This is a genomic window from Hahella sp. CCB-MM4 (assembly GCF_002260525.1).
Taxonomy (GTDB): Bacteria; Pseudomonadota; Gammaproteobacteria; order Pseudomonadales; family Oleiphilaceae; genus Hahella.
This window is the reverse complement of sequence record NZ_MRYI01000012.1, coordinates 52,326-73,623: the sequence shown is the minus strand read 5'-3', so window position 1 is coordinate 73,623 and position 21,298 is coordinate 52,326. Positions and strand designations below refer to the sequence as shown.

Genomic DNA, 21,298 nt, shown 5'->3' with positions numbered 1-21,298 from the left:
GTGCGCCCCCAGGAACCCTTTCCCTGTAGCGGCCATCCGAGCCATTCACTGATAGAGCAGTCCAAGGCTGCTCTGATGAATCGCATGGATTCCAAGTTCATGCTGCTGCAGCCTGAACTGGAAAAGTATCTAGAATGCCTGAAAGGCAATTACACCATGCTGGAGATGGAAGGTTGCCGGTGGTTTACCTACGACACACTCTACTTTGACTCAGGCACATTAGAGCTCTATCAGGCGCATCACAACGGCAAATTGAATCGCTTCAAGGTGCGCACCCGGCATTATGTGGATAGCAATCAATCGTTTCTTGAAATCAAACACAAGAACAACCAACGACGCACCATCAAACACCGGATAGAAGTCGGCTCTCCAGATATTCCATCATCAGAGATTTACCATTTCCTTTACCGCCTGTTGGGCCTGTCGGCTGCAAGGATGCGGCCGGCACTTTTTGTCAGGTACAAACGAGCCACCCTCATGAGCAAGGATTTCCGCGAGCGGATTACCCTGGATGTGGACCTTCAATTTGCTACCGCCGACAAAGCTCAACAGATCGCGTTGCCGGGAATAGCACTGGTCGAGGTTAAATGCGAGCGCAAGCATGAGAACTCTGCAATGACCACGCTTCTGAAGCAGAAAGGGTTAAGACCTCTGGGGTTCAGCAAATACTGCATCGGAACCAGTCTGGTGAAGGGTGACCGGGTAAAGTCCAACCGTTTCAAGCCGGTTCTGAATCGACTGAACAGGCTCCAGCAATTACATCGCTCAGGAGCTCCCATCAAAGAACAATCTCACTCTGCGCCCCAGCACAATTTGGTGCCATTACAGGCCTTCACCATTCCGGGATATACGGACAAAACACTCCCGCACAATGGCACAGATGACAAAAATAATCAGAATCCAAAGGAATCATTATGGAATCAACCATTAACCTCGATTTTTTCATCCGCCTGATCATAAACACCGTCTCCGTTCTGGTACTTATTCGCCTCTATTACAGCTTCTCAAGACACAGAGAAAATGCGGCGTCCTTTATCCTGTTTGGTACCGGTGTTTTTCTGGTTACGGCTTTGCTGCATTCAGCGGAAGTAACCATGGGATTCGCCTTCGGGTTGTTCGCCGTATTCTCCATGCTTCGTTACCGCACAGAAGCCCTGGGCATTAAGGAAATGACCTACCTGTTCCTGGTCATCGCCATGGCGTTACTCGGAGCCGTAGGAGCCATGCAACACCATGAACTCATCGCTCTCAACACCCTGATAATTGCCCTGGCTCTGGTCCTGGAAACCAGAGTACTGCTCCCATTGATTGAGGAGCGCGACGTGGAATACGAAAAAATAGAAAACATTCACCCGGACAGAAGACAAGCCTTACTCGAGGACCTTTCCTTACGAACCGGCCTTGATGTTCTTCAGGTGGAAGTTATCTCGATCAGCTTCCTCAGGGATACCGCTCAACTTCGTTTGCACTACAGAAAAAAGGCTGTGAAATGAATACCATTTTCCAATGGACGCCAATGATGTTGGCTTTACTATGCGTTTCTGCCCATGGGGCAGACTCTCCCGAGGTTCAAGCTCCCTCGTCCGATAGTGTCAAAAACCAGGGCAAAGTCAGGAACCAGGAAGAGGTCATGGATCAGGAAGATGAAGAAGACCACAAAGAGGATGCCAACAACCTGGATATTGATGCCTATCTGAACCTGGGGATTGATCACTATGGATCGTTCCATGATAAGAAGGCGAAGGATTCCACCACCAATTATCTTTTGCGAAAGGCCAAACTGGGATTTGATTATCGTTTAAACAAGGAATGGAGAGCAGAACTGGGATTGAACTACAGTCACGAGGGAAACGACCAGGATCTCGAACTGGGAGACGCCAATATTGATTACCGGGGATTCAAGTTCGCCCATATTCAGGTCGGCCGAATGCTGGAGCCCTTTGGATTTGAACGACTGGGAGGTTTCTCCAGTCTGATCACCAATGAACGCTCACTGGCCACCTCCGTATTCGCACCAGGACGCTCATCTTACGGCATCAGGCTCAACGACAAAAAGAAGGCCTATACCTGGGCGCTGGGTGTTTTTCAGGAATCATCAGATTCCGAATCACCTCAATCCGTCACCGGCCGATTCACCATGGCCCCTGTTCGTGGAGATGCGTTCACTCTTCATATGGGATTGGCCGCTTCCTATCGCGATTTACAGGAACAATCTTTTCAAATTAAAGACGAAGCGGAAGTTTTCAGTGCAGATAATGTGGTTCGAAGCGCCCGATTCGATGCCGACACATCGACGCTACTTGGGGGTGAACTGGCGTGGCTATATAAATCTGTTACTTTCAGCTCAGAAGTCATGTCAGAACAAGTTACCCAAACTGATGACACTCAGTGGGACTATTCCGGATTCTATGCGCAGTTAAGCTTTCTGGTAACGGGCGAACAGCGGGAATACAGCAAGGGCGAATTCAAACGCATCAAACCGCAAAGCCAATATGGTGCTGTTGAACTGGTTACCCGCTTCAGTGCAGTGGATCTTCGGGATCATGAACTCGGGGCAAAAGCCCAGGTACTGTTAATGGGCATCAACTACTATCTGAAAAAGAGCTTTCTTATCAGACTGAATTACCTGATGCCTGACATCAGCGGCAATGCCTTGAATGATAACCCCGAAGGAGACGCCATTACCCTGAGAGCCCAATATCGCTTTTAGCTTCTACCGTAGATCGCAGAGGAAGCGAGAGCACCACCTCTGTCCAGACACCATGCTCACTATCAATTTTTATCGAACCATGATGGTGACGCATGATGGTCTGACAGATACTTAATCCCAATCCCAGGCTGTTGGGGGTGTCCTTGGTGGAATAAAACGGCTCGGTCAGGCGCCGTATATCATTTGACTCAATCCCTCTGCCGTTATCCCGAATACGAATATTCAGGCTGTCCGTCCCTTGCTCAGAGCTGATATCAATCATGGCGGCCTGGTTAACAGGTTTCCCTTCCAGAGCCGAGGAGGCATTCAACATGAGATTAACAAACACTTGAGTCAACGCAGATGGATAACAGCTTACGCTCAAGTTATCCGCCAGGGACACACGGACTTCAACGCCTCTCAGTTCATTCCGGCAGATACGGATGGCAGTATTAATCAATTCACGTACATCTGCCTGTTCCATATCATGATCAGGTTTAGGCTGGGAAAATTCGATCAGATCCGAAACAATATCGGCGATTCTGGATTGGTGTAATATGGCATCATCCAGCGCCTCACCGATTTCCTCATCCCGATTGATGCTCCTGGCATATTGCAACGCCTGTGTAGAGCAATTGACCGGATTCATAATCTCATGCAGCAGCCCTTTTGCCATATGACTCAGAGCTTGCTGCTTTTGCTGTTGAATCAATTTGTCTTCGGTTTCCTGAAGCGACTGAAATGTCGCTGTCAGAAGCTTGTTACGGTCCTTCAGGAGATACTGCAATGCAAACAGGTTGCGAAAAAACCAGCGATTAAAGATGGCTGACAAAGGCGCAATCATAAGACACATCGCAATAAACCAGTTGCTTAGGACAGAAGCTATGGCCCCCGCGACTTCTCCCGGAGTCACCGCCAACCGGGTAGCCAACACCAATAACACCAGATTCAGCGCAATAATCACCAAGGTATGAAAGAGAGACAGCGTAATAAAGCCCAATGAGCTCAGAAAGAAGTGCAATCCGAAGATCGGTACCACGCCTCCTGCGGCATCGATGTATCCCAGATAACTGAACAGGGACATCAGGGAAAACACAATGTATACAATTAACGGCGAGGCATATCGAAGCCGGGTAAATCGATGCAGAAGTGCCAGCCCCACAAGAATGCCCGTGTATACATACGTTAGAAAGTGAACATTGGTATCGGCCTGCCGGGAAAGGCTGAAAATGAACAGCAAGGTACCAAGAATCGTCACCAGCAATGACAGATCAGCAAATAGTGGTAATAGGCGATACTTCACCTGGGCATGATAAAAGCGCTCAAAATGCTGTTGCTTCTTCTCCGGCAACAGCCTGACCTGGGACAGCCCATTCAATATCTTCATACACTGACTTGATTCTGGAAACGCTTCATATACAAAACCAGTTCCGGCAGTCGCTCAAATCCCATTTTGACAAATATCCGGTCTTTGTATGAATGCACGGTTTTATAGGATACCCCCAATTGCTCAGCTATCGATTTCACCGACACCCTTTGCGCCATCAATTGCGCCACCTCCCTTTCGCGGTCTGATAGAGAGTTGAAGACCTCAAGGTCTGCCTCCACAGCCGCTGGCATCGGTCGATAGTGCTCGGCATCCACATACACATGACCATTTTTAATATAGTGGAGTGCTTTGATCAGTTCCTGGACGGGCTGATGTTTCGTAATCACCGACTTGATCCCGGCCTCAAGATAAATTGCCAGGCGATTGGTGCTGATGGTGGAATTCACCAACAACATGATGGAGAGTGACGGATTCTGGGCTAACGCAATTTCTGATATTGTCAGACCATCATTGTCCTTCAGATCCTCTTCGATAATCAGCACACTCGCACCACTATCGGACAACCTGGCAAGCGTATCCACCCCCGTGGAGGACTCACCGACCAGATCCACTTCATCTTGCAGAATTAACTGATACAGCAGGCACTCCCGGAACAGCAGCTTATCTATCGTGATGAAGAGTCTGATGCCTTGGCTACCCATCATGTCTATCCCCCATAACATCCAGCCCTTTCAACATCAGCTTCTTCAACATCCATCCACCTCAACCGCCTGAACCTGGGATCCTGATTTTGAGGGAAAAACTTTGCTGCGCGCCCTCTAGCTCGATTGTTCCCCCAAGTCGACGACAAAGGATATAGAGCATTAACAAAGCTGACTGCTGCTGTAGTAAAGGGCTGGATACTCTGGTCAACGGAGCCAATAGATGGGCATACATTTTTAAGGGGCCGGCACTACCACACCTCAGCTCCCAGTCTGCAGCAGATGCCTCGAATACAAGCGCCTCACGCGACATTCCCGACGACGAAAGAATCAGTTCCAATGCATTCAAAAACCCAACGCATACAGGATTGTCGGCATCAAGGTCTGCCACAGGATCAATAGATGCTTCCCCCATGATGCCGCAATAGGCCTTCAGACTCCCTGCCAACGAACTCAATGATTGCTGCCAGCAGGTCTTGTCAGACCGGGCAAGGGGTTCCAATTGACGACGAAGTTCTTCCTGCACTCCCCGGACGAGTAATTTCTCGACATCGGTCTCGCCACTGGCTCGAAGATGGGACGTATTGGGCGGCAACATCACGACCTTCTCCATATCTTCGAGAAATTGTCGTAGCGTCCCCTCCCCCCCGACACCATCAACAAGGTCAGCCAGCGCTTCGCATAACGCAGTTCTTCGCGTCTGGCATATCCGGCTGAATTCCTGCTTGATGTATGAACGGCTGTCACGATGCATTTGGGTCAGTTTACGGTGCTCATCCAATGCTGCATCAAGGCAGGCTAAAACCTCGCGGGCGTCCCAGGGCTTCTTCTGGTACCTGAATATCTTCCCTTGATTGACTGCACCTAAAGCCACGTCCACCTCCCCATAGGCAGACGTTAAAATCCTGATGATATGGGGCTGACTCCGGCGTAACTCATTCAGCAACTGGTCGCCCTTCATGCCGGGCATCCGCTGGTCGGTCATGATCACCGCTACCGGCTGGCTACGCACAATGCTTAACGCCTCATCCGCATTGGCAGCACAGAGCACATTAAAGCGGTCCTGCATCCGCTCCAACTGTTTGCGAAGGTATTTGGTGGCCGCTTGCTCATCATCCACGATCAAGACCGTTGGGAAAGAGGCCTCCCCGGAAACTTGGGATTCTGGCATCCCAATGGCATCATGCAGCGCCATTTGGGCGGTATACACAAGAGATCGAATCAGGTCGCGATCGTAGCGGCGGGAGAAGCATTTATCCACAACCTGCTTCCCGACCAGTTCAATGACTTCATCAAGGGCAATTCCGTCACTCAATAGAACCTTAAGGCAATGGGGAAAGCGTTGGCTGGCTAATAAAAAAAGCGGGGACTCCAGAGCCTGACGTGCATCAGCCAGGTCGACAAAGACCGCACATATCTCCTGTCCCTGTCGAATCAAAAAATCCAGCGCGAGCTGATCCGAATCACAACAGGTGACGGCAAAGTCCTCACCAAACTGGTCAACAAACCTCTTACATTCAGCTTCATCATCATAACGTAGCAAGACGGGGTATTGCTGACCTGTCGGCATAATAAATAGCGTCCGTGTTTGTTGCGGGCAGATGACTCTGGTTACGCCTGAGTCATCATAAACCATGGATTGTTTTCGAATACTAGCAGTGAGGATATTCATCTATGTAGGATAATCCTACACAGAGATATTGATTCACACCAGTTCAAACAGAATGGGCTGTGCACCTTCCCAGAGCGTCTTGACGCCAAGGGCATGCAGGTTTTCCATGCCTTCAGTAATAGTCAGAAAATGGTTACCCGCGAGTTGCCCCATCTTGCTGGCAAAACAGCAACTTCCATAGGCCATGATGATTTCCGTCTCACTATAACCACCGGGGTAAAACAGAATATCTCCGCGGGAGGGGTGACTGGTGTGATTCTCAAACCCAACCCCCAGCTCATAATCCCCCAAAGGAATCCAGCATCCTTCCCCACTCCAGCGTACATGAATCAGTTTCTGCTGGTATGGCAGAAGATTAAGAAAGGCGGCAACGGTCTGCGGCGCATCCGGGTGGGTCTCAGCAATGAATGTATAGCCACCGGAACTTATTTTTATTCTTTGGACCATGAATCGTCTCCTGTTTTACAAAATATGCCGCATTGGCAAGATACCGGGTTGAATAACGCTATATGTAAGCGCCTCTTAACAATCACTCAGGGACCGCCGGTACATTGAAAAAAGGCCTGTTCGCACTATTCATACAATTCGTACTATTCATACAACTCGTACTACCGGTACAGTTCATATGCCCGGATAAACAGAGCAGATATGCGAAAAACTGTCTATTTTTTGATCTTTTTGTTTTAAATGAACAAGTTAGACAAAAAGTGTTCGACTTTTGTTCAGATCATTGTATGATCAACCATCTGAAGTGTTTCTCAAAAGAATAATAACCTCAAAGAAAAAATAATAAGAATAAGACAACAATAAAAATGTATCCGGGAAAGCTATGGAGACACCAGGAAACTACTCAAAGACCAAAGACCCTCTGAGGATTAGGGATCGTATTTACCTTAATCTGACAATATCTGATCTCACCATAAGCTGGCGCAAACACCAGAGTGTCCGCTTCCGATGTTATCAGGACGGGAGCCAACCCGCTGATGACATTGACGTCTATTTGGCAGACAGCACGCGTCCTGTCATAAGAATCGCACACAACCTTCTGGCCCGTTACCTTCACACCGGTACTGATCTGGTCGCTGAAACCATTAACAGGTCACCCCGAAATCTATTTCAACGACAGCCAGTAGGACCGCACATCCTGAGAGTATGTGTAGAACCTGGCGAGTTGGACTGGAGCAAGATCAATCCCATCATTCAACGTAACAACGATATCGCGTTGAAAGTTGAGGAAGCCAGTTACTTCGCTGGCAGCGATCCTCAGAAGGCACTGGCGATGTATGAAGATGCAGTGAATGATATTTACGACCTTCATTTTGAATCGCCCCTGGCAAGTTACTGGCGCAGGGTGCAGTTTCCGGTAAATGAGCTGTCTGAACTACTGGAAAAAATGGGGGCCTGGGAAGCGGCCTACAAAACGATCGTGACCTATGAAGCCTTTGACGATCAGCTTGGTCTTCTCGCCATTGATCAGTTGGCAGTGGATGACCGTCGTCGTCGCCTGGAGCGCCTGCTCCAGACAAGACGACAGGAGACGGAAGCCGATAATACTATTCGACCAGAGCCTTCTACGCATGACACGATAACCGACGAGAAGGAAATGAAAGGCTCAATACCTGCCCTCAACAGCACGTTAAAACGAAGGGCCTTCAGCTAGTACAAGAGCTTCTGCTAATGAATAAAGAGCCCTCAGCGGATAAACAGGGCGCTTCAACCAGATAACGAAAGACAATCTTCCAGCCAAATAAAAAAGGGGCCAACGCCCCTTTTTTCTATCCCTTCTTCACTTGAATCTGGGAACAATTATCAGGATTTCTCCCGCCAGGAGAACCTCAATTCTCTACTGCCGCGGTTTCTGAGGGAGTAGACTCTTCCTCTTTTCGGGTAACCACCTCAGGAAGGTTCACCAGCTCGGACAGGCCTTTATCTTTCCGCCAGGCCTGCGCTTTGTCTTTAGCCTGATCCAGCTCTTCCTGTTCAATTTTGCCATTCAGGAAGGACACAAACAGCTTCGCCCGATCAAACCCACCCGCAGCACTGAGAATTGCCCATTTCATGGCTTCCACCATGTTGGTTTCTACACCTTCTCCAGTGGCGTATGCATAGGCAAGGTTGAACTGTCCGTACATATTGTTCTGCTGGGCAGCCTCTTCATACAATGAAATGGCTTTATCAAGATCCTTCTCAACACCCTCTCCCTTGGCGTATCGCAAGCCCAGGTTATATTTGGCATTCGAGCTACCGGAGTCCGCTGCCTTCTCCAGCCACTTTGCGCTTTCCTCAAGATTCACTTCAACGCCCCGGCCTTCTCTCAGCATTCCCGCCAGAGCCACCTGTGCGTTCGGATGCCCTTTTTCCGCAGCTTTTAAAAATAATTCGTAGGCCTTGGCCTGGTCCGGTTCAGTGGCAGTCCCACGCTCGTACATCAAACCAAGTAGAAAAATAGCGTCAGGGTGTCCCTGATTGGAGAGCACAGTTAGTGATTCAAAGGCTTTATCAAATTCCTTAGCCTTAACTGCTTCCATGACGTCCTTCATGGTAGCCGCGTGCAACTGGCTGCTGATCACTAGGGTAAAGATCAGTGCACCGAGGGATTTAAGGGAGAATCTCATAATTATTATCTATTCCTGTCGAAAACACGGCGAGCCGATTGATATAAACTCCTGTAGAAAACTAACAAAGTGAATGCACCATCTCAAGCGCATTTGGGGATAACGCATCAACCTGTGATCTGTACCACAATGGAAACAAAAAACCGGGCACAAGGCCCGGTTCAGGATTCAATATAGCGTTGCCACTAGAGCAGCAATTTGCGGATATCGCCCAGCAGCTCACCTAACAAGGCGGTGAATCTGGCTGCATCAGCACCATTGATGGCACGGTGATCGTACGACAGGCTCAATGGCAGCATCAGACGTGGCACAAACCCTTTACCGTCAAATACCGGCTTCATGGATGCTTTGGAGATACCGAGGATGGCCACTTCCGGAGTGTTCACAATCGGAGTGAATGCGGTACCACCGATACTTCCCAGGCTGGAGATAGTGAAACAGCCACCCTGCATTTCGTTGGGCTTGAGTTTCTTATCTTTCGCCTTGGCCGCCAGTTCCGCACATTCGCGGGCCAATTCCCAGATGCCTTTTTTGTTCACGTCACGGATCACAGGAACAAGCAGGCCTGACGGAGTATCTACAGCCATCCCGATGTTGATGAAGTGCTTCTGAATCACTTCTTTCTTTTCCATATCCAACGAAACGTTGAATTGTGGATAAGCTTCCAGTGCGTAAGCACACGCTTTCAACATGAAGGGCAGTGGCGTCAGGCGTACACCTTTTTTCTCCGCCAGAGCTTTCTGATCCTTACGGAATGTTTCCAGATCAGTAATATCCGCGTCATCAAACTGAGTCACGTGAGGCACGGTCAACCAGTTGCGCGACATGTTGTCGGCGGTCAGCTGATGAATCCGGGACATGGGCAATCTGTCGATTTTCCCAAACTGCGAGAAATCAGGCAGCTTGACGACCGGCAGACCCAATCCGGAACCGGCAGCGACGGCACCACCAGCCTTAAGCTGCTGCATACCGGCTTTAACGAATGACTGCACATCTTCTTTGATGATGCGTCCTTTTGGACCGCTTCCTTTAACCAGAGAAAGATCCACACCAAATTCACGTGCCAGCTTTCTCACCGAAGGACCGGCATGAACCTTACCACCAGATGCAGATACTTCAGCAACCGAAGACTGTGCAGGCGCAGGTGCCGCTGGAGCAGGTGCTGGCTGAGGAGCCGCCGGTGCCGGCTTGCTCTCAGTGGCAGGAGCAGGCTGAACAGCCCCGCCCTCGACTTCTACTTCAATGACAGGTGAGCCTTCACTAACCGTATCATTGGCTTTCACCAGAACCTTTTTGACAACGCCCGCCACTGGCGATGGAACTTCCATTGTGGCCTTGTCAGATTCCAGTACCAGAATGGAATCATCCACTGCGATCTTATCACCTGGAGATACGGTTACCTCAATCACTGAGACGCCGTCAAAACCACCGATATCCGGAACAGTGATCGTCTGCAGGCCGCCCGCTTGCTGAGGCGCCGCCGCAGGTGCGGTTTCTGGTGCAGGTGCGGCTTCCGGTTGCGGAGCAGGTGTTGCCGGAGCAGCGGTTGCACCACTTTCAGGAACCAGCATTTCTGCGATCGGAGTGCCTTCACTGACCTTACCATTCACTTCAACCAGCAGCTTCTGAATTTTCCCGGCCATGGGCGCAGGAATTTCCATCGTAGCTTTATCGGTTTCCAATACCAGGATCGGATCTTCAGCTGCTACTTCGTCGCCTTCCTTAACGCTGATTTCGATAATGGCAACATTCTCAGCACCACCCAGGTCAGGCACAGTAACGGTTTCCAGCCGGGTTCCACCTGCTGGAGCTGCAGCGGCGACAGGTGCGGCCGGAGCCGGTGCAGGCTCAGCAGCAACCGGCGCTTCAACTTTTGCCGGCTCAGCAGGTGCTGACGCAGCACCTTCGCCACTCATCAGCATGACCACATCGCCTTCGTTAACCTTGTCACCAATGGCGACTTTCAATTCAGCAATCTTGCCTGCATAAGTGGCCGGAATGTCCATGGACGCTTTGTCGGATTCAAGCACGAGCAAAGGATCATCCACGGAGACTTCGTCACCGGCTTTTACATAAATTTCGATTACCTCAACATCGGTTGCTCCGCCGATGTCAGGAATTTTGACTTCGATATTACTCACGTCAATCTCCTTCTATCAGCAGCTGATGGGGTTTGGTTTGTTAGGATCGATGCCGTATTTCTTGATCGCATCGGAGACTACAGAGCGCTCAATCTTATCTTCGCGGGCCAGACAATCCAGGGCGGCTACCACCACATAGTATCTGTCCACTTCAAAATGATGACGCAACTTCTCGCGGGTATCACTGCGACCGAAACCATCGGTACCCAGAACATGAACCGTTTGCTGAGGAATAAACTGACGGACCTGATCCGCAAACAGACGCATGTAATCGGTAGAAGCCACAACCGGGCCCTCGCGATCCTTGAGCATCTGCTTCACATAGCTCTCACGGCGTGGCTCTTCCGGATGCAACATGTTCCAGCGGCGTACATGGTGACCATCACGCGCCAGCTCGGTAAAGCTGGTGACAGACCATACATCGCTATCAACGTTGTAATCCTTCTTGAGCAGCTCAGCTGCCGCCAGAACTTCGCGGAAAATAGTGCCACTGCCCAGTAACTGGACCTTAGCATCACCTTTACTTTTCTTGCCGCTTTCCTGGAACAGGTACATTCCTTTGATGATGCCTTCTTCCGCACCCTTCGGCATTTCCGGATGTGCGTAGTTTTCGTTCATCAAGGTGAGGTAGTAGTACACGCTTTCGTTCTCGGCATACATGCGACGCATACCTTCACGAACGATCACTGCCACCTCATATCCGAATACCGGATCATAAGAGATACAGTTAGGAATCGTAGCAGACAGGATATGGCTGTGGCCGTCCTGGTGCTGCAGACCTTCACCGTTCAATGTCGTACGACCTGCGGTACCACCCAGCAGGAAGCCACGGGCACGCATATCACCAGCAGCCCAGGCCAGATCACCAACACGCTGGAATCCGAACATGGAGTAATAAATGTAGAACGGAATCAGCGGGTAATTGTTAGTGCTGTAGGATGTAGCAGCCGCCATCCAGGCAGACATGGCACCGGCTTCGTTAATCCCCTCTTCGAGGATCTGGCCGTTTTTGTCTTCCCGGTAGTACATGATCTGGTTACGGTCATTGGGAACATATTTCTGACCTTCAGAAGTATAAATCCCCAATTGACGGAACATCCCTTCCATACCAAATGTACGAGCTTCATCAGGGACGATTGGAACAATGCGCTTACCGATTTGCTTGTCTTTGGTCAGAGTGTTCAGAACACGAACAAACGCCATGGTGGAAGAGATCTCACGATCGCCACTTCCTTTCAGCACGGCATCAAAGTCAGACAGCTTAGGGATCGGCATGGGCTGCGAATCCGGCTGACGCTTCGGCAGATACCCTCCCAGACTTTCCCGGCGCTTCTTCATATAAAGCATTTCCGGAGAATCCGGGGAAGGACGGTAATATGGCAAGTTCTCAATTTCATCATCAGAAACCGGCACCCCGAAACGGTCACGGAATTTCTTCACCGTCTCAATATCCAGCTTCTTCAACTGGTGGGTCGTGTTCTGGGCTTCACCCTGCTCACCGAATCCATAACCTTTAACGGTATGGGCCAGGATGACCGTCGGCTGACCTTTATGGTTCACTGCCGCATGATAAGCTGCATAAACTTTGTATGGGTCATGGCCGCCCCGGTTGAGCTTATAGATGTCTTCGTCAGACATGCTCTCAACCAGTTTCAACGCCTCAGGATCTTTACCGAAGAAATGTTCCCGGGTATAGCCGCCGCCGTTGGATTTGAAATTCTGCATTTCGCCGTCGACCGCAAGGTCCATCTGGCGCTGCAGGGCACCGTTGGTATCTTTCTCCAGAATTGGATCCCACAGACGTCCCCAAACCACTTTCTGGACATTCCAGCCAGCGCCACGGAAGATACCTTCGAGCTCCTGGATGATTTTGCCGTTACCACGAACAGGACCGTCCAGACGCTGGAGATTACAGTTGATGACGAAAATCAGGTTATCCAGACGTTCACGTCCGGCCAGGCCGATCGCCCCAAGAGTTTCCGGCTCATCACACTCGCCATCACCCACGAAACACCAGACTTTACGTCCTTCAGTGGTGGTCATTTCCCGGTTGTTCAGGTACTTCATCACATGAGCCTGATAGATTGCCTGGATTGGCCCAAGCCCCATGGAAACGGTTGGGAACTGCCAGTAGTCAGGCATCAGCCATGGATGCGGATAGGAAGACAGACCGTTGCCGTCCACTTCCCGACGATAGTTATCCATCTGCTCTTCGGTAATACGGCCTTCCAGGAAGGAACGGGCATAAAGACCTGGGGAGGTATGCCCCTGCCAATAAATCAGGTCACCCTGGCGCTTTTCGTCACCGGCATGGAAAAAGTAGTTAAAACCAACGTCATACAGTGTGGCGATGGAAGAAAAGGAGGATAAGTGCCCACCCAGATCACCTGGACGCTTGTTGGCACGCAAAACCATCACCAAGGCGTTCCATCTCACCAACGAACGAATACGACGCTCCATGAACAGATCCCCCGGCATGCGGGCTTCCTGGGAGGCTGGAATCGTATTCCGATAGGGAGTGGTAATAGAGTATGGCAGCTGCGTCCCATCCCTAGTTGCCCGCTCAGCAAGCCGAGTCAGCAGATAGGTCGCACGCTCGATGCCCTCGTTTTCAAGAACGGACTCAATAGACTCGAGCCATTCCTGGGTTTCGATAGGATCGGCATCTTGATGCATAGAGGTTACTCCTTTTAGAGCTAGAGTTTGTAATTGTGTTACAGGTTGACGAGCCCCTCGTGAGTGCTCACCAGCCGAAAAACTTTCCGGAGTCCCCAGCGGAGTTGCAGACCAACTCCTTGAATAAAGTGACCGTGCACAGCCAGGCTATGACGGTAATTGATACACCCTGCAGCAATTTTTACCGGTCTGTCTTGAACGCAGACTCAGTTGCCGGTACTGAAACCCGGACACCCATTGGGCATCCCTCGCGGTTTCTTAATCCAGATTCTGCAAGCGCCTCAGTGAACGCAGATTCCTGGACTCAGCCCGGCTTTTTTCTAATAGTATTTCTTCTACATAAGCAAGATGGTCGTGGGCTGCCGACCGAGACTCCTGTGGGTCTCTCGCCAACACCGCGTTTTTCAGCCGCGTGTGCTGATCTTTGATCCTGCTTCGCATCACCTCTTCTTCGTACAGGTAATGCAAGTTGCTCACAATATTCTGTTTTAGCAACGTAAACAATGCGCGCATAGTATGAAGTAACACAACATTATGCGCCGCTTCCGCTATCGAAAGATGAAACTCGGCATCAGCCCTCGCCTCGTGCTCCGAATCTTTGACTTCGTGATAGTGCAACCAGTCCTGATAGCGCTTTTCGATAATCTTGCGATCAGCTTCTGTACCTCGTATTGCTGCATAATAGGCAGCAACACCTTCCAGAGCATGTCTGAATTCCAGCAAATCGTATTGGGATTCCGGGTGCTGGCTGATCAACGCGAACAATGGTTCAGTATAGCTGTTTCCCAGATCCTGGGAGACATAATTGCCGCCACCCTGGCGACGTACCACCAACCCCTTGGCTTCCAGCTTTTGAATCGCTTCCCTTACCGAGGGACGAGACACTTCAAACTGGACTGCTAAAGCCCGCTCCGGGGGTAATCGCTGGCCGGGCTTCAGGCTACCTTCCAGAATCATCTGTTCCAGACTATCCAGAATGACATCAGCCAACTTGGGCTGTTTTAACGGCTTTACCTGGGCCATGACGCCGACGGCTTCTCCTGCAAGTAAGCTTAGCATGATATCGGAATGGTATGACCACTCAACTGGTATGACCAATCCGAGCGGGCGGGAGACTAACATATCTGCTGAATCTACGCATCAGAGCTTAGACCAAAGTCTAAATTGAGCACTTTTTAAGCAGATTATCCCACCCTCCTATTGACTCTCATGAGAGTCCATCATACTTTAACAAAAGCTTTTGGTAAATTGGTATTACCAATTTCGTCAAACAAGTGTTTAAAATTTCCATCTGATTTTTCTCTATTCAGAACCTCTAATCAGACCCCTGTTGAATGCACTTGTTGGTAACCGACAGCTCTGAATTGACAATAAATGGCTTTATATTGGCGACCGATAGCTCTTGATTGGCATTCGCTAGCCCTGAAAATAATTGAAAACCACAGTATGCACGGCACCACTATGACCAGAGACTATCCGGAAAAGCCCAAGCAGGTTTACTTCTTCGGCACCTGCCTTATCGACCTGTTTTACCCTGAAGCAGGCCTCCACGGCATACAACTTATTGAACGGGAAGGTATCGCTGTGTTCTTCCCTCCTGAGCAATCCTGCTGTGGACAACCGGCCTACAATTCTGGTTACGATGACGAGGCCCGATCCGTTGCGGCAGCCCAGATCGCCTGTTTCCCGAAAGACATCCCCGTCGTTGTGCCGTCAGCTTCCTGCGCCAGCATGATCAGAGAGCAATATCCTTCCTTATTTGAAGGGTCCTCCCTGGAACAGGCTGCCCGCTCACTGGCGGAACGGACATATGAATTGACAGAGTTCCTGGTTGAGGTATGCCACATTCAACTCAAAGATCAGGGAGAGCCCGTCAAAATCGTTGTGCACCACTCCTGCAGCGCCCAGCGTCACATGCGAACATCCCATCAAACACAGAAACTGCTGAATCAGCTTGGCAATGTCGCTGTAGTCCAACAGGAACGCGCCAATGAGTGTTGCGGTTTCGGAGGCACTTTTTCTGTAAAGGCCCCAGAGATATCCAACGCCATGGTGCAGGACAAATGTGACAGCCTGATGGCCACGGGAGCTCAACAGCTGGTTACGGGGGATTGTGGCTGCATGATGAATATTACCGGAGCCATTGAGAAACGAGGCGATCAGCTGAATGGTAAACACGTTGCTTCATTTATATGGGAGCGCACCCAATGACAACTCAGGATGCAGGCCATATCAACCTCAACTTCAAGAACCGTGTCAACGAGGCTCTCGCAGACCAGGAACTACGAGGAAATTTTCGTGGAGCCATGGATTTTCTCATGCAGAAGCGCGCCGCCATGTTCCCGGACCAAGAGGACCTGGAAGCATTACGGAAAAGAGGTGAACAGGTCCGAAATCGATGCCTGCAACAACTGCCGGACCTGCTCGAACAACTGGAAGCCCAATGTGTTAGCAACGGCATCCAGGTGCATTGGGCTGAAACTGCCGAGCAGGCGAATAACATTATCCTGGGCATCATGCGGGATCATCAGGCAACACGCATGGTCAAAGGAAAATCCATGGCATCTGAGGAAATCGGTCTGAACCATTTCCTCGCAGATCACGGCATTGAAGCCCTGGAAAGTGATATGGGTGAATACATTGTCCAACTGGACCATTCCACCCCCTCTCATATCATCATGCCGGCGATTCACAAAAATAAACAGCAGATAGCGCGTCTGTTTCATGAAAAGACTCCTGGCGTCGAATATACCGAAGATGTGGACAAATTGATTGGAACCGGCCGTGAGGTGCTGCGCCAAAAGTTTTTTGAAGCGGAGGTTGGTTTGTCAGGCGTCAACTTCGCTGTCGCCGAAACAGGCACGCTATGTCTGGTGGAAAATGAAGGTAACGGCCGTATGAGTACAACCGTTCCTCCAGTACATATCGCGCTTTGCGGCATAGAGAAAGTCGTCCAGTCCCTTGCTGATATTCCTCCGCTCTATCGCTTACTTACCCGGTCTGCCACCGGGCAGGCAATCACAACTTATTTCAACATGATCAGTGGGCCACGCAAGCCTGATGAATTGGACGGGCCTCAAGAAGTGCATCTGGTGCTGCTGGATAATGGCCGCTCCCGTATGTATGCGGATAAGCAACTTCAACAAACCCTGCGCTGCATACGCTGCGGAGCATGCATGAATCATTGCCCGGTTTACACCAGAATAGGCGGGCATGCCTATGGCTCCACTTATCCGGGCCCCATTGGCCAGGTCGTTTCCCCGCAGATCTGGGGATTGAACAATGCAGGCAATATCACCCAGGCCTGCTCCCTGAACGGTGCCTGCCGAGACGCCTGCCCGGTGAATATTCCTTTGCCGGATCTGATTCGACGATTACGACATGACGGCAACAACAGCACAGCAGAAGGTCAGACCGCCGGTCAGGGACAACTGCGCAAACCGGCTGAAGCCGTGATATGGAAATTCTGGGCCTTGTTGAATCGATCCCCTCTTTTATACCGGCTGACATTGTGGAGCGCCACCCGGTTCCGCAAACTGATTCCATCTCATATCGGCCCCTGGACTCGCTACCGTTCTGCGCCAAGACCTGCGTCCAAATCTCTGCACGATCTGATGAAAGCATCCGGAACTCAGACAAATCACCCAACGAATCAGCCATGAGTGGTACCAAGGCCATGATGAACAGTCGTCACAACATACTTCAACGTCTTCGCCAATACCGCACCAGCATGCCTGCACACGAACAAATGGAAAATCCGACAGCCGGAGTGGTTGAAGTCGAAAATAAGGTAGGTGCCTTTACGGCAGCCATGGAAGCTGCCCATGGAGAGGTCATACCTACCACGTCAGAACACTGGCGTCGCGATTTGTTCGAGCATCTGCGCGCCCAGGCAATTCACAATCTGATGATTGCTGACCAAAGTCGTTTTGCGGACTTACTACTGCAGGAAAACACAGGAATTGAACTACTTCCCTATAACCAAGCATTTGAATCGATGAAGGACGATCTATTTCATCGGGTAGCGGCAGGCTTTTCCGTCGCCAGCGCGGGCATAGCGGAAACCGGCACGCTAATAGTGAAGTCCGGCCCCGGAGAGCCGAGAACATTATCCCTGGTGCCGCCGGTTAACTACGTCTGGCTGGATGCGAACACCCTATATCAAAATCAGTTTGAAGCCTTTGCAGATAAGGAATATATGAAGCCATTACCCACCAACCTGTTGCTTATCTCGGGACCATCCAAAACTGCCGATATCCAGCAGACCCTGGCTTATGGCGCCCATGGTCCAAAACGCCTGATTGTGCTTTTGATCGATGGCTGACGACTGTTCAAGGGCTAACGACTGATCAAAGACAGACGCCAAGCCCCGTCAATACCGCGAAGGATTTGAGAATCCTCTAGCGAAGAAGTAAACAGCGATATTGGGAACTGAGATGACATCCAACCTGACAGCATTTATTCAAAAGCTCGCCACCCAGATTCCGTCTGACCGGTTAATCCAGGACCAACTTCGGCGCCTGGCCTACGGAACTGATGCGAGCTTCTACCGGCTGATTCCTCAGCTTGTAGTAAGAGCGGAGTCTGAAGCCGAGATTGTTCATCTGATCAAATCAGCTCAGGAGTTTGGCGCTCCACTGACCTTTCGGGCAGCCGGCACCAGTCTGTCAGGCCAAGCGGTGACGGACTCCATACTCGTACAACTGCAGGGCTGGAGACAGCACGAGATTTTGGAAAACGGCAGCAGGATCAAGCTTCAACCCGGTATCATCGGCGCTCACGCCAACCAATATCTAGCGCCTTTCTCCCGTAAAATAGGTCCCGATCCAGCTTCTATTAATGCCGCCAGAATCGGAGGCATTGCCGCCAACAATGCCAGCGGTATGTGCTGTGGAACGAAACATAACAGCTACCACACCCTGGCTGATATGCGACTCATTCTTGCTGACGGCACCATATTGGATACCGCAGACCACAACAGTCGCCTCACCTTTGCACAGACTCATGGTGACGTTCTGCAGGGATTACTGAAGCTTCGGCAGAAAATTCTCTCCAACGCCAATCTGGAGAAGAAAATCCGCCACAAGTACCGCCTTAAAAACACCACAGGATACGGCCTGAACGCCCTGCTGGACTATGACGACCCCATTGATATTTTGACTCACCTTATGATTGGTTCAGAAGGGACATTGGGGTTCATTTCCAACATCACCTACCAAACTGTTGAGGACCATCCCTGCAAAGCAACGACTCTGGTTTTCTTTGCCGATGTAAAAACCACCTGTGAGGCCGTCTCCGCACTGAAATCTTCACCCGTCGATGCGGTTGAACTGATTGACCGCCGAGGACTATCAGCGATAGAAAGCAAATCCGGTGTCCCCGATTTCGTGAAACAGCTACCAGATGGTGCAGCAGCTCTCCTCATTGAAACCAGAGCAGCCGATCAGTCATTGTTGAATGACCGGAAGGAAGCCATTTCTCAAGTCCTGTCCGGATTCACGGTAATCAATCAACTGCCATTTACGGAAGTCCCGGAGCAAATCGCCCAGTTGTGGAATATTCGCAAGGGCTTGTTTCCCGCCCTCGGCGCACTGCGTAACACAGGCACTACGGTAGTTATTGAAGACGTGGCCTTCCCGGTTGCGGATCTCGCTGATGGCGTATTAAAACTACAGTCATTATTCGATCGACACCAATACCAGGATGCATTGATTTTCGGCCATGCCCTGGAAGGTAACCTGCACTTTGTCTTTGCCCAGGATTTGAATGATCCGGCCGCTATCGACCGGTATCGCGACCTGATGGAAGATGTTGCCCATCTGGTTGCCGTGGAGTACGGAGGGTCTCTGAAAGCAGAGCATGGCACGGGCCGTAATATGGCTCCCTTTGTCGCCCTGGAATGGGGAGAAGAAGCTTACGCGATTATGCAAGAGATAAAGGGATTACTGGACCCCAACAACATCCTGAATCCCGGGGTGATCCTGAACTCTGATCTTGAAGTCCACTTGAAAAATCTGAAGCCGATGCCGGTGGTAGACTCTCTGGTCGACAAATGCATTGAATGTGGATTTTGCGAACCCGTATGCCCCTCCAGAAATCTTACACTCACGCCACGTCAAAGAATCGTTATTTCGCGGGAAATAGCACGGTTGGAGACAAGCAATGAAGATTCCGCCTCTTTGGCAGAATTGCAAAGGGACTACCTCTATCAAGGTGACGACACCTGTGCTGCCTGCGGGCTCTGCGCCACCAGCTGCCCTGTCGGCATCAACACCGGAGATTTGACCAGGCTGCACCGCCACCGGCAGAACCTACCTCAGGCAGGGAAAGCCCAGTGGGCAGCAGGTCACTTCGCTGGAATGACCGCCACCACCAGAGTCATGCTGGCAGCCGCCGACAAAATGCACCAGTTGTTAGGCCCCGGAATTCTTGGAGGTGCCAGTTCTACGATCACGAAAGTCAGTGGAGGAAAGGTTCCGACCTGGCATCCTTATCTACCCAAAGCGGCGCCGCGCCTGCCAACCAGTAAAAGGACTCCAAGTTCTGGCAGCCCGCCCTGCCAGCCAGATGACCTTGTATACAAGGCTGTCTATTTTTCCAGCTGCGCTACCCGAACCATGGGACCGGCAAGAGGGGATGCTAATTCACAGGCAGTTACACAGGCCAATCTGTCACTACTGAAAAAGGCCGGTTATGAAGTTATTTTCCCAGAGTCCCTGGACAGTCTTTGTTGCGGCATGCCATTTCAAAGCAAAGGCTTTTTCGACACAGCCAATCAAAAGGCAGAACAACTCCTGAGTGCCCTATGGCAAGCCAGCGAATATGGAAAGTATCCCATCTTTTCCGATACCAGCCCCTGCACCATGCGATTACTGGATCAGGTCAAAACACTTCCTGAATTCCAGCAAATTCACATTCTGGACACCGTTGAATTTATTCATGACCACTTGCTTCAGCGTCTTGAAATTCATCCCATGAACCAACCCACTGCCCTGCATATAACCTGCAGCACCACTAAAATGGGGCTTGCAGGAAAACTCACCCATATTGCCAAGGTCTGCTGCACTGAGATCTTTATCCCGGAAGATATCACCTGTTGCGGATTCGCTGGAGACAAGGGCTTTTCCCGCCCGGAACTCAATGCCTCGGCCCTGTTGCCATTGAAGGCTCAGGTGGAAGAAAAACAATGCGAGTCAGGAGTTTCCAATAGCCGTACTTGTGAAATAGGTCTGTCACTGCACTCAGGCATCCATTATCACGGAATCAGCCTGCTGGTGGATGCTGTCAGCCAGCCGAAGCCAAACTGACGGAAGTCATCGGCCTGCCTGTAAGAGGCTCCTACAAGGAAATCCTGAGAACGAGTTCAAATAAAAAGGAATTTGGAGGTTATATCTCGTTATCCCACTTCATTGGCAGGTGGGTACGGGATAGACTACAAAACACAATATTTCGTTACGTGAACTTACATATAATC

16 protein-coding genes are annotated in these 21,298 nt (G+C 50.6%); 8 read left to right on the top strand and 8 right to left on the bottom strand.

Annotated features, from left to right (window positions below):
• From BTA51_RS18980 to BTA51_RS18970, 3 genes are read left to right on the top strand one after another with little or no spacing between them, the layout of a single operon-like run.
• The gene (locus BTA51_RS18980; protein ID WP_210404874.1) at positions 1 to 954 is read left to right on the top strand and encodes a polyphosphate polymerase domain-containing protein; all 954 of its coding nucleotides are present in this window, start codon (positions 1 to 3) and stop codon (positions 952 to 954) included.
• The gene (locus BTA51_RS18975) at positions 915 to 1,493 is read left to right on the top strand and encodes a DUF4956 domain-containing protein (RefSeq protein ID WP_094710136.1); all 579 of its coding nucleotides are present in this window, start codon (positions 915 to 917) and stop codon (positions 1,491 to 1,493) included. The genes BTA51_RS18980 and BTA51_RS18975 overlap by 40 nt, the downstream gene beginning before the upstream one ends.
• Entirely contained in the window at positions 1,490 to 2,710 is a 1,221-nt protein-coding gene (locus BTA51_RS18970) for an OprO/OprP family phosphate-selective porin (RefSeq protein WP_094710134.1), read from the top strand. Before BTA51_RS18975 ends, BTA51_RS18970 begins: the two co-directional genes overlap by 4 nt.
• On the opposite strand, the gene BTA51_RS18965 is transcribed toward BTA51_RS18970, so the two are convergent.
• From BTA51_RS18965 to BTA51_RS18950, 4 genes are read right to left on the bottom strand one after another with little or no spacing between them, the layout of a single operon-like run.
• Entirely contained in the window at positions 2,682 to 4,076 is a 1,395-nt protein-coding gene (locus BTA51_RS18965; RefSeq protein WP_094710132.1) for a sensor histidine kinase, read from the bottom strand. The genes BTA51_RS18970 and BTA51_RS18965 overlap by 29 nt on opposite strands.
• Positions 4,073 to 4,723 (bottom strand): response regulator transcription factor, encoded by a 651-nt coding sequence (locus tag BTA51_RS18960; RefSeq protein ID WP_094710130.1) that lies wholly within the window; start codon positions 4,721 to 4,723, stop codon positions 4,073 to 4,075. Before BTA51_RS18960 ends, BTA51_RS18965 begins: the two co-directional genes overlap by 4 nt.
• Before the next feature lie 58 nt (positions 4,724 to 4,781).
• On the bottom strand, positions 4,782 to 6,392 hold the full coding sequence (locus BTA51_RS18955) for a response regulator (RefSeq protein WP_094710128.1): 1,611 nt from the start codon (positions 6,390 to 6,392) through the stop codon (positions 4,782 to 4,784).
• Between the two features lie 33 nt (positions 6,393 to 6,425).
• Entirely contained in the window at positions 6,426 to 6,839 is a 414-nt protein-coding gene (locus BTA51_RS18950; RefSeq protein WP_094710126.1) for a DUF3830 family protein, read from the bottom strand.
• Positions 6,840 to 7,221: 382 nt separating this feature from the next.
• Here BTA51_RS18950 and BTA51_RS18945 point away from each other — a divergent pair, with 382 nt between their 5' ends.
• The gene (locus tag BTA51_RS18945; protein WP_094710124.1) at positions 7,222 to 8,052 is read left to right on the top strand and encodes a hypothetical protein; all 831 of its coding nucleotides are present in this window, start codon (positions 7,222 to 7,224) and stop codon (positions 8,050 to 8,052) included.
• Positions 8,053 to 8,227: 175 nt separating this feature from the next.
• Here BTA51_RS18945 and BTA51_RS18940 read toward each other — a convergent pair whose 3' ends face one another.
• The 4 genes from BTA51_RS18940 to pdhR all read right to left on the bottom strand — a co-directional run bounded on the left by BTA51_RS18940 (position 8,228) and on the right by pdhR (position 14,847).
• Positions 8,228 to 9,007 carry a tetratricopeptide repeat protein gene (locus BTA51_RS18940; protein ID WP_094710122.1) on the bottom strand — a complete coding sequence of 260 codons (780 nt, stop codon included), beginning with the start codon at positions 9,005 to 9,007 and terminating at the stop codon, positions 8,228 to 8,230.
• Positions 9,008 to 9,192: 185 nt separating this feature from the next.
• Positions 9,193 to 11,148 (bottom strand): pyruvate dehydrogenase complex dihydrolipoyllysine-residue acetyltransferase, encoded by a 1,956-nt coding sequence (gene aceF / locus BTA51_RS18935; RefSeq protein ID WP_094710120.1) that lies wholly within the window; start codon positions 11,146 to 11,148, stop codon positions 9,193 to 9,195.
• A 15-nt stretch (positions 11,149 to 11,163) separates the two neighbouring features.
• Positions 11,164 to 13,824, bottom strand: a complete 2,661-nt coding sequence (gene aceE / locus BTA51_RS18930; RefSeq protein ID WP_094710118.1) for a pyruvate dehydrogenase (acetyl-transferring), homodimeric type — start codon at positions 13,822 to 13,824, stop codon at positions 11,164 to 11,166.
• A 258-nt stretch (positions 13,825 to 14,082) separates the two neighbouring features.
• Entirely contained in the window at positions 14,083 to 14,847 is a 765-nt protein-coding gene (pdhR, locus tag BTA51_RS18925; protein ID WP_094710116.1) for a pyruvate dehydrogenase complex transcriptional repressor PdhR, read from the bottom strand.
• A gap of 423 nt (positions 14,848 to 15,270) precedes the next feature.
• Here pdhR and BTA51_RS18920 point away from each other — a divergent pair, with 423 nt between their 5' ends.
• The 4 genes from BTA51_RS18920 (at position 15,271) to BTA51_RS18905 (ending at position 21,131) form a co-directional block, all read left to right on the top strand.
• On the top strand, positions 15,271 to 16,035 hold the full coding sequence (locus BTA51_RS18920) for a (Fe-S)-binding protein (protein ID WP_246841094.1): 765 nt from the start codon (positions 15,271 to 15,273) through the stop codon (positions 16,033 to 16,035).
• Entirely contained in the window at positions 16,032 to 17,486 is a 1,455-nt protein-coding gene (locus BTA51_RS18915; protein ID WP_094710112.1) for a LutB/LldF family L-lactate oxidation iron-sulfur protein, read from the top strand. Before BTA51_RS18920 ends, BTA51_RS18915 begins: the two co-directional genes overlap by 4 nt.
• Positions 17,483 to 18,148 carry a lactate utilization protein C gene (locus BTA51_RS18910; RefSeq protein ID WP_094710110.1) on the top strand — a complete coding sequence of 222 codons (666 nt, stop codon included), beginning with the start codon at positions 17,483 to 17,485 and terminating at the stop codon, positions 18,146 to 18,148. The genes BTA51_RS18915 and BTA51_RS18910 overlap by 4 nt, the downstream gene beginning before the upstream one ends.
• A 112-nt stretch (positions 18,149 to 18,260) precedes the next feature.
• Positions 18,261 to 21,131 carry an FAD-binding and (Fe-S)-binding domain-containing protein gene (locus BTA51_RS18905; RefSeq protein WP_094710108.1) on the top strand — a complete coding sequence of 957 codons (2,871 nt, stop codon included), beginning with the start codon at positions 18,261 to 18,263 and terminating at the stop codon, positions 21,129 to 21,131.
• Positions 21,132 to 21,298 lie beyond the last annotated feature (167 nt).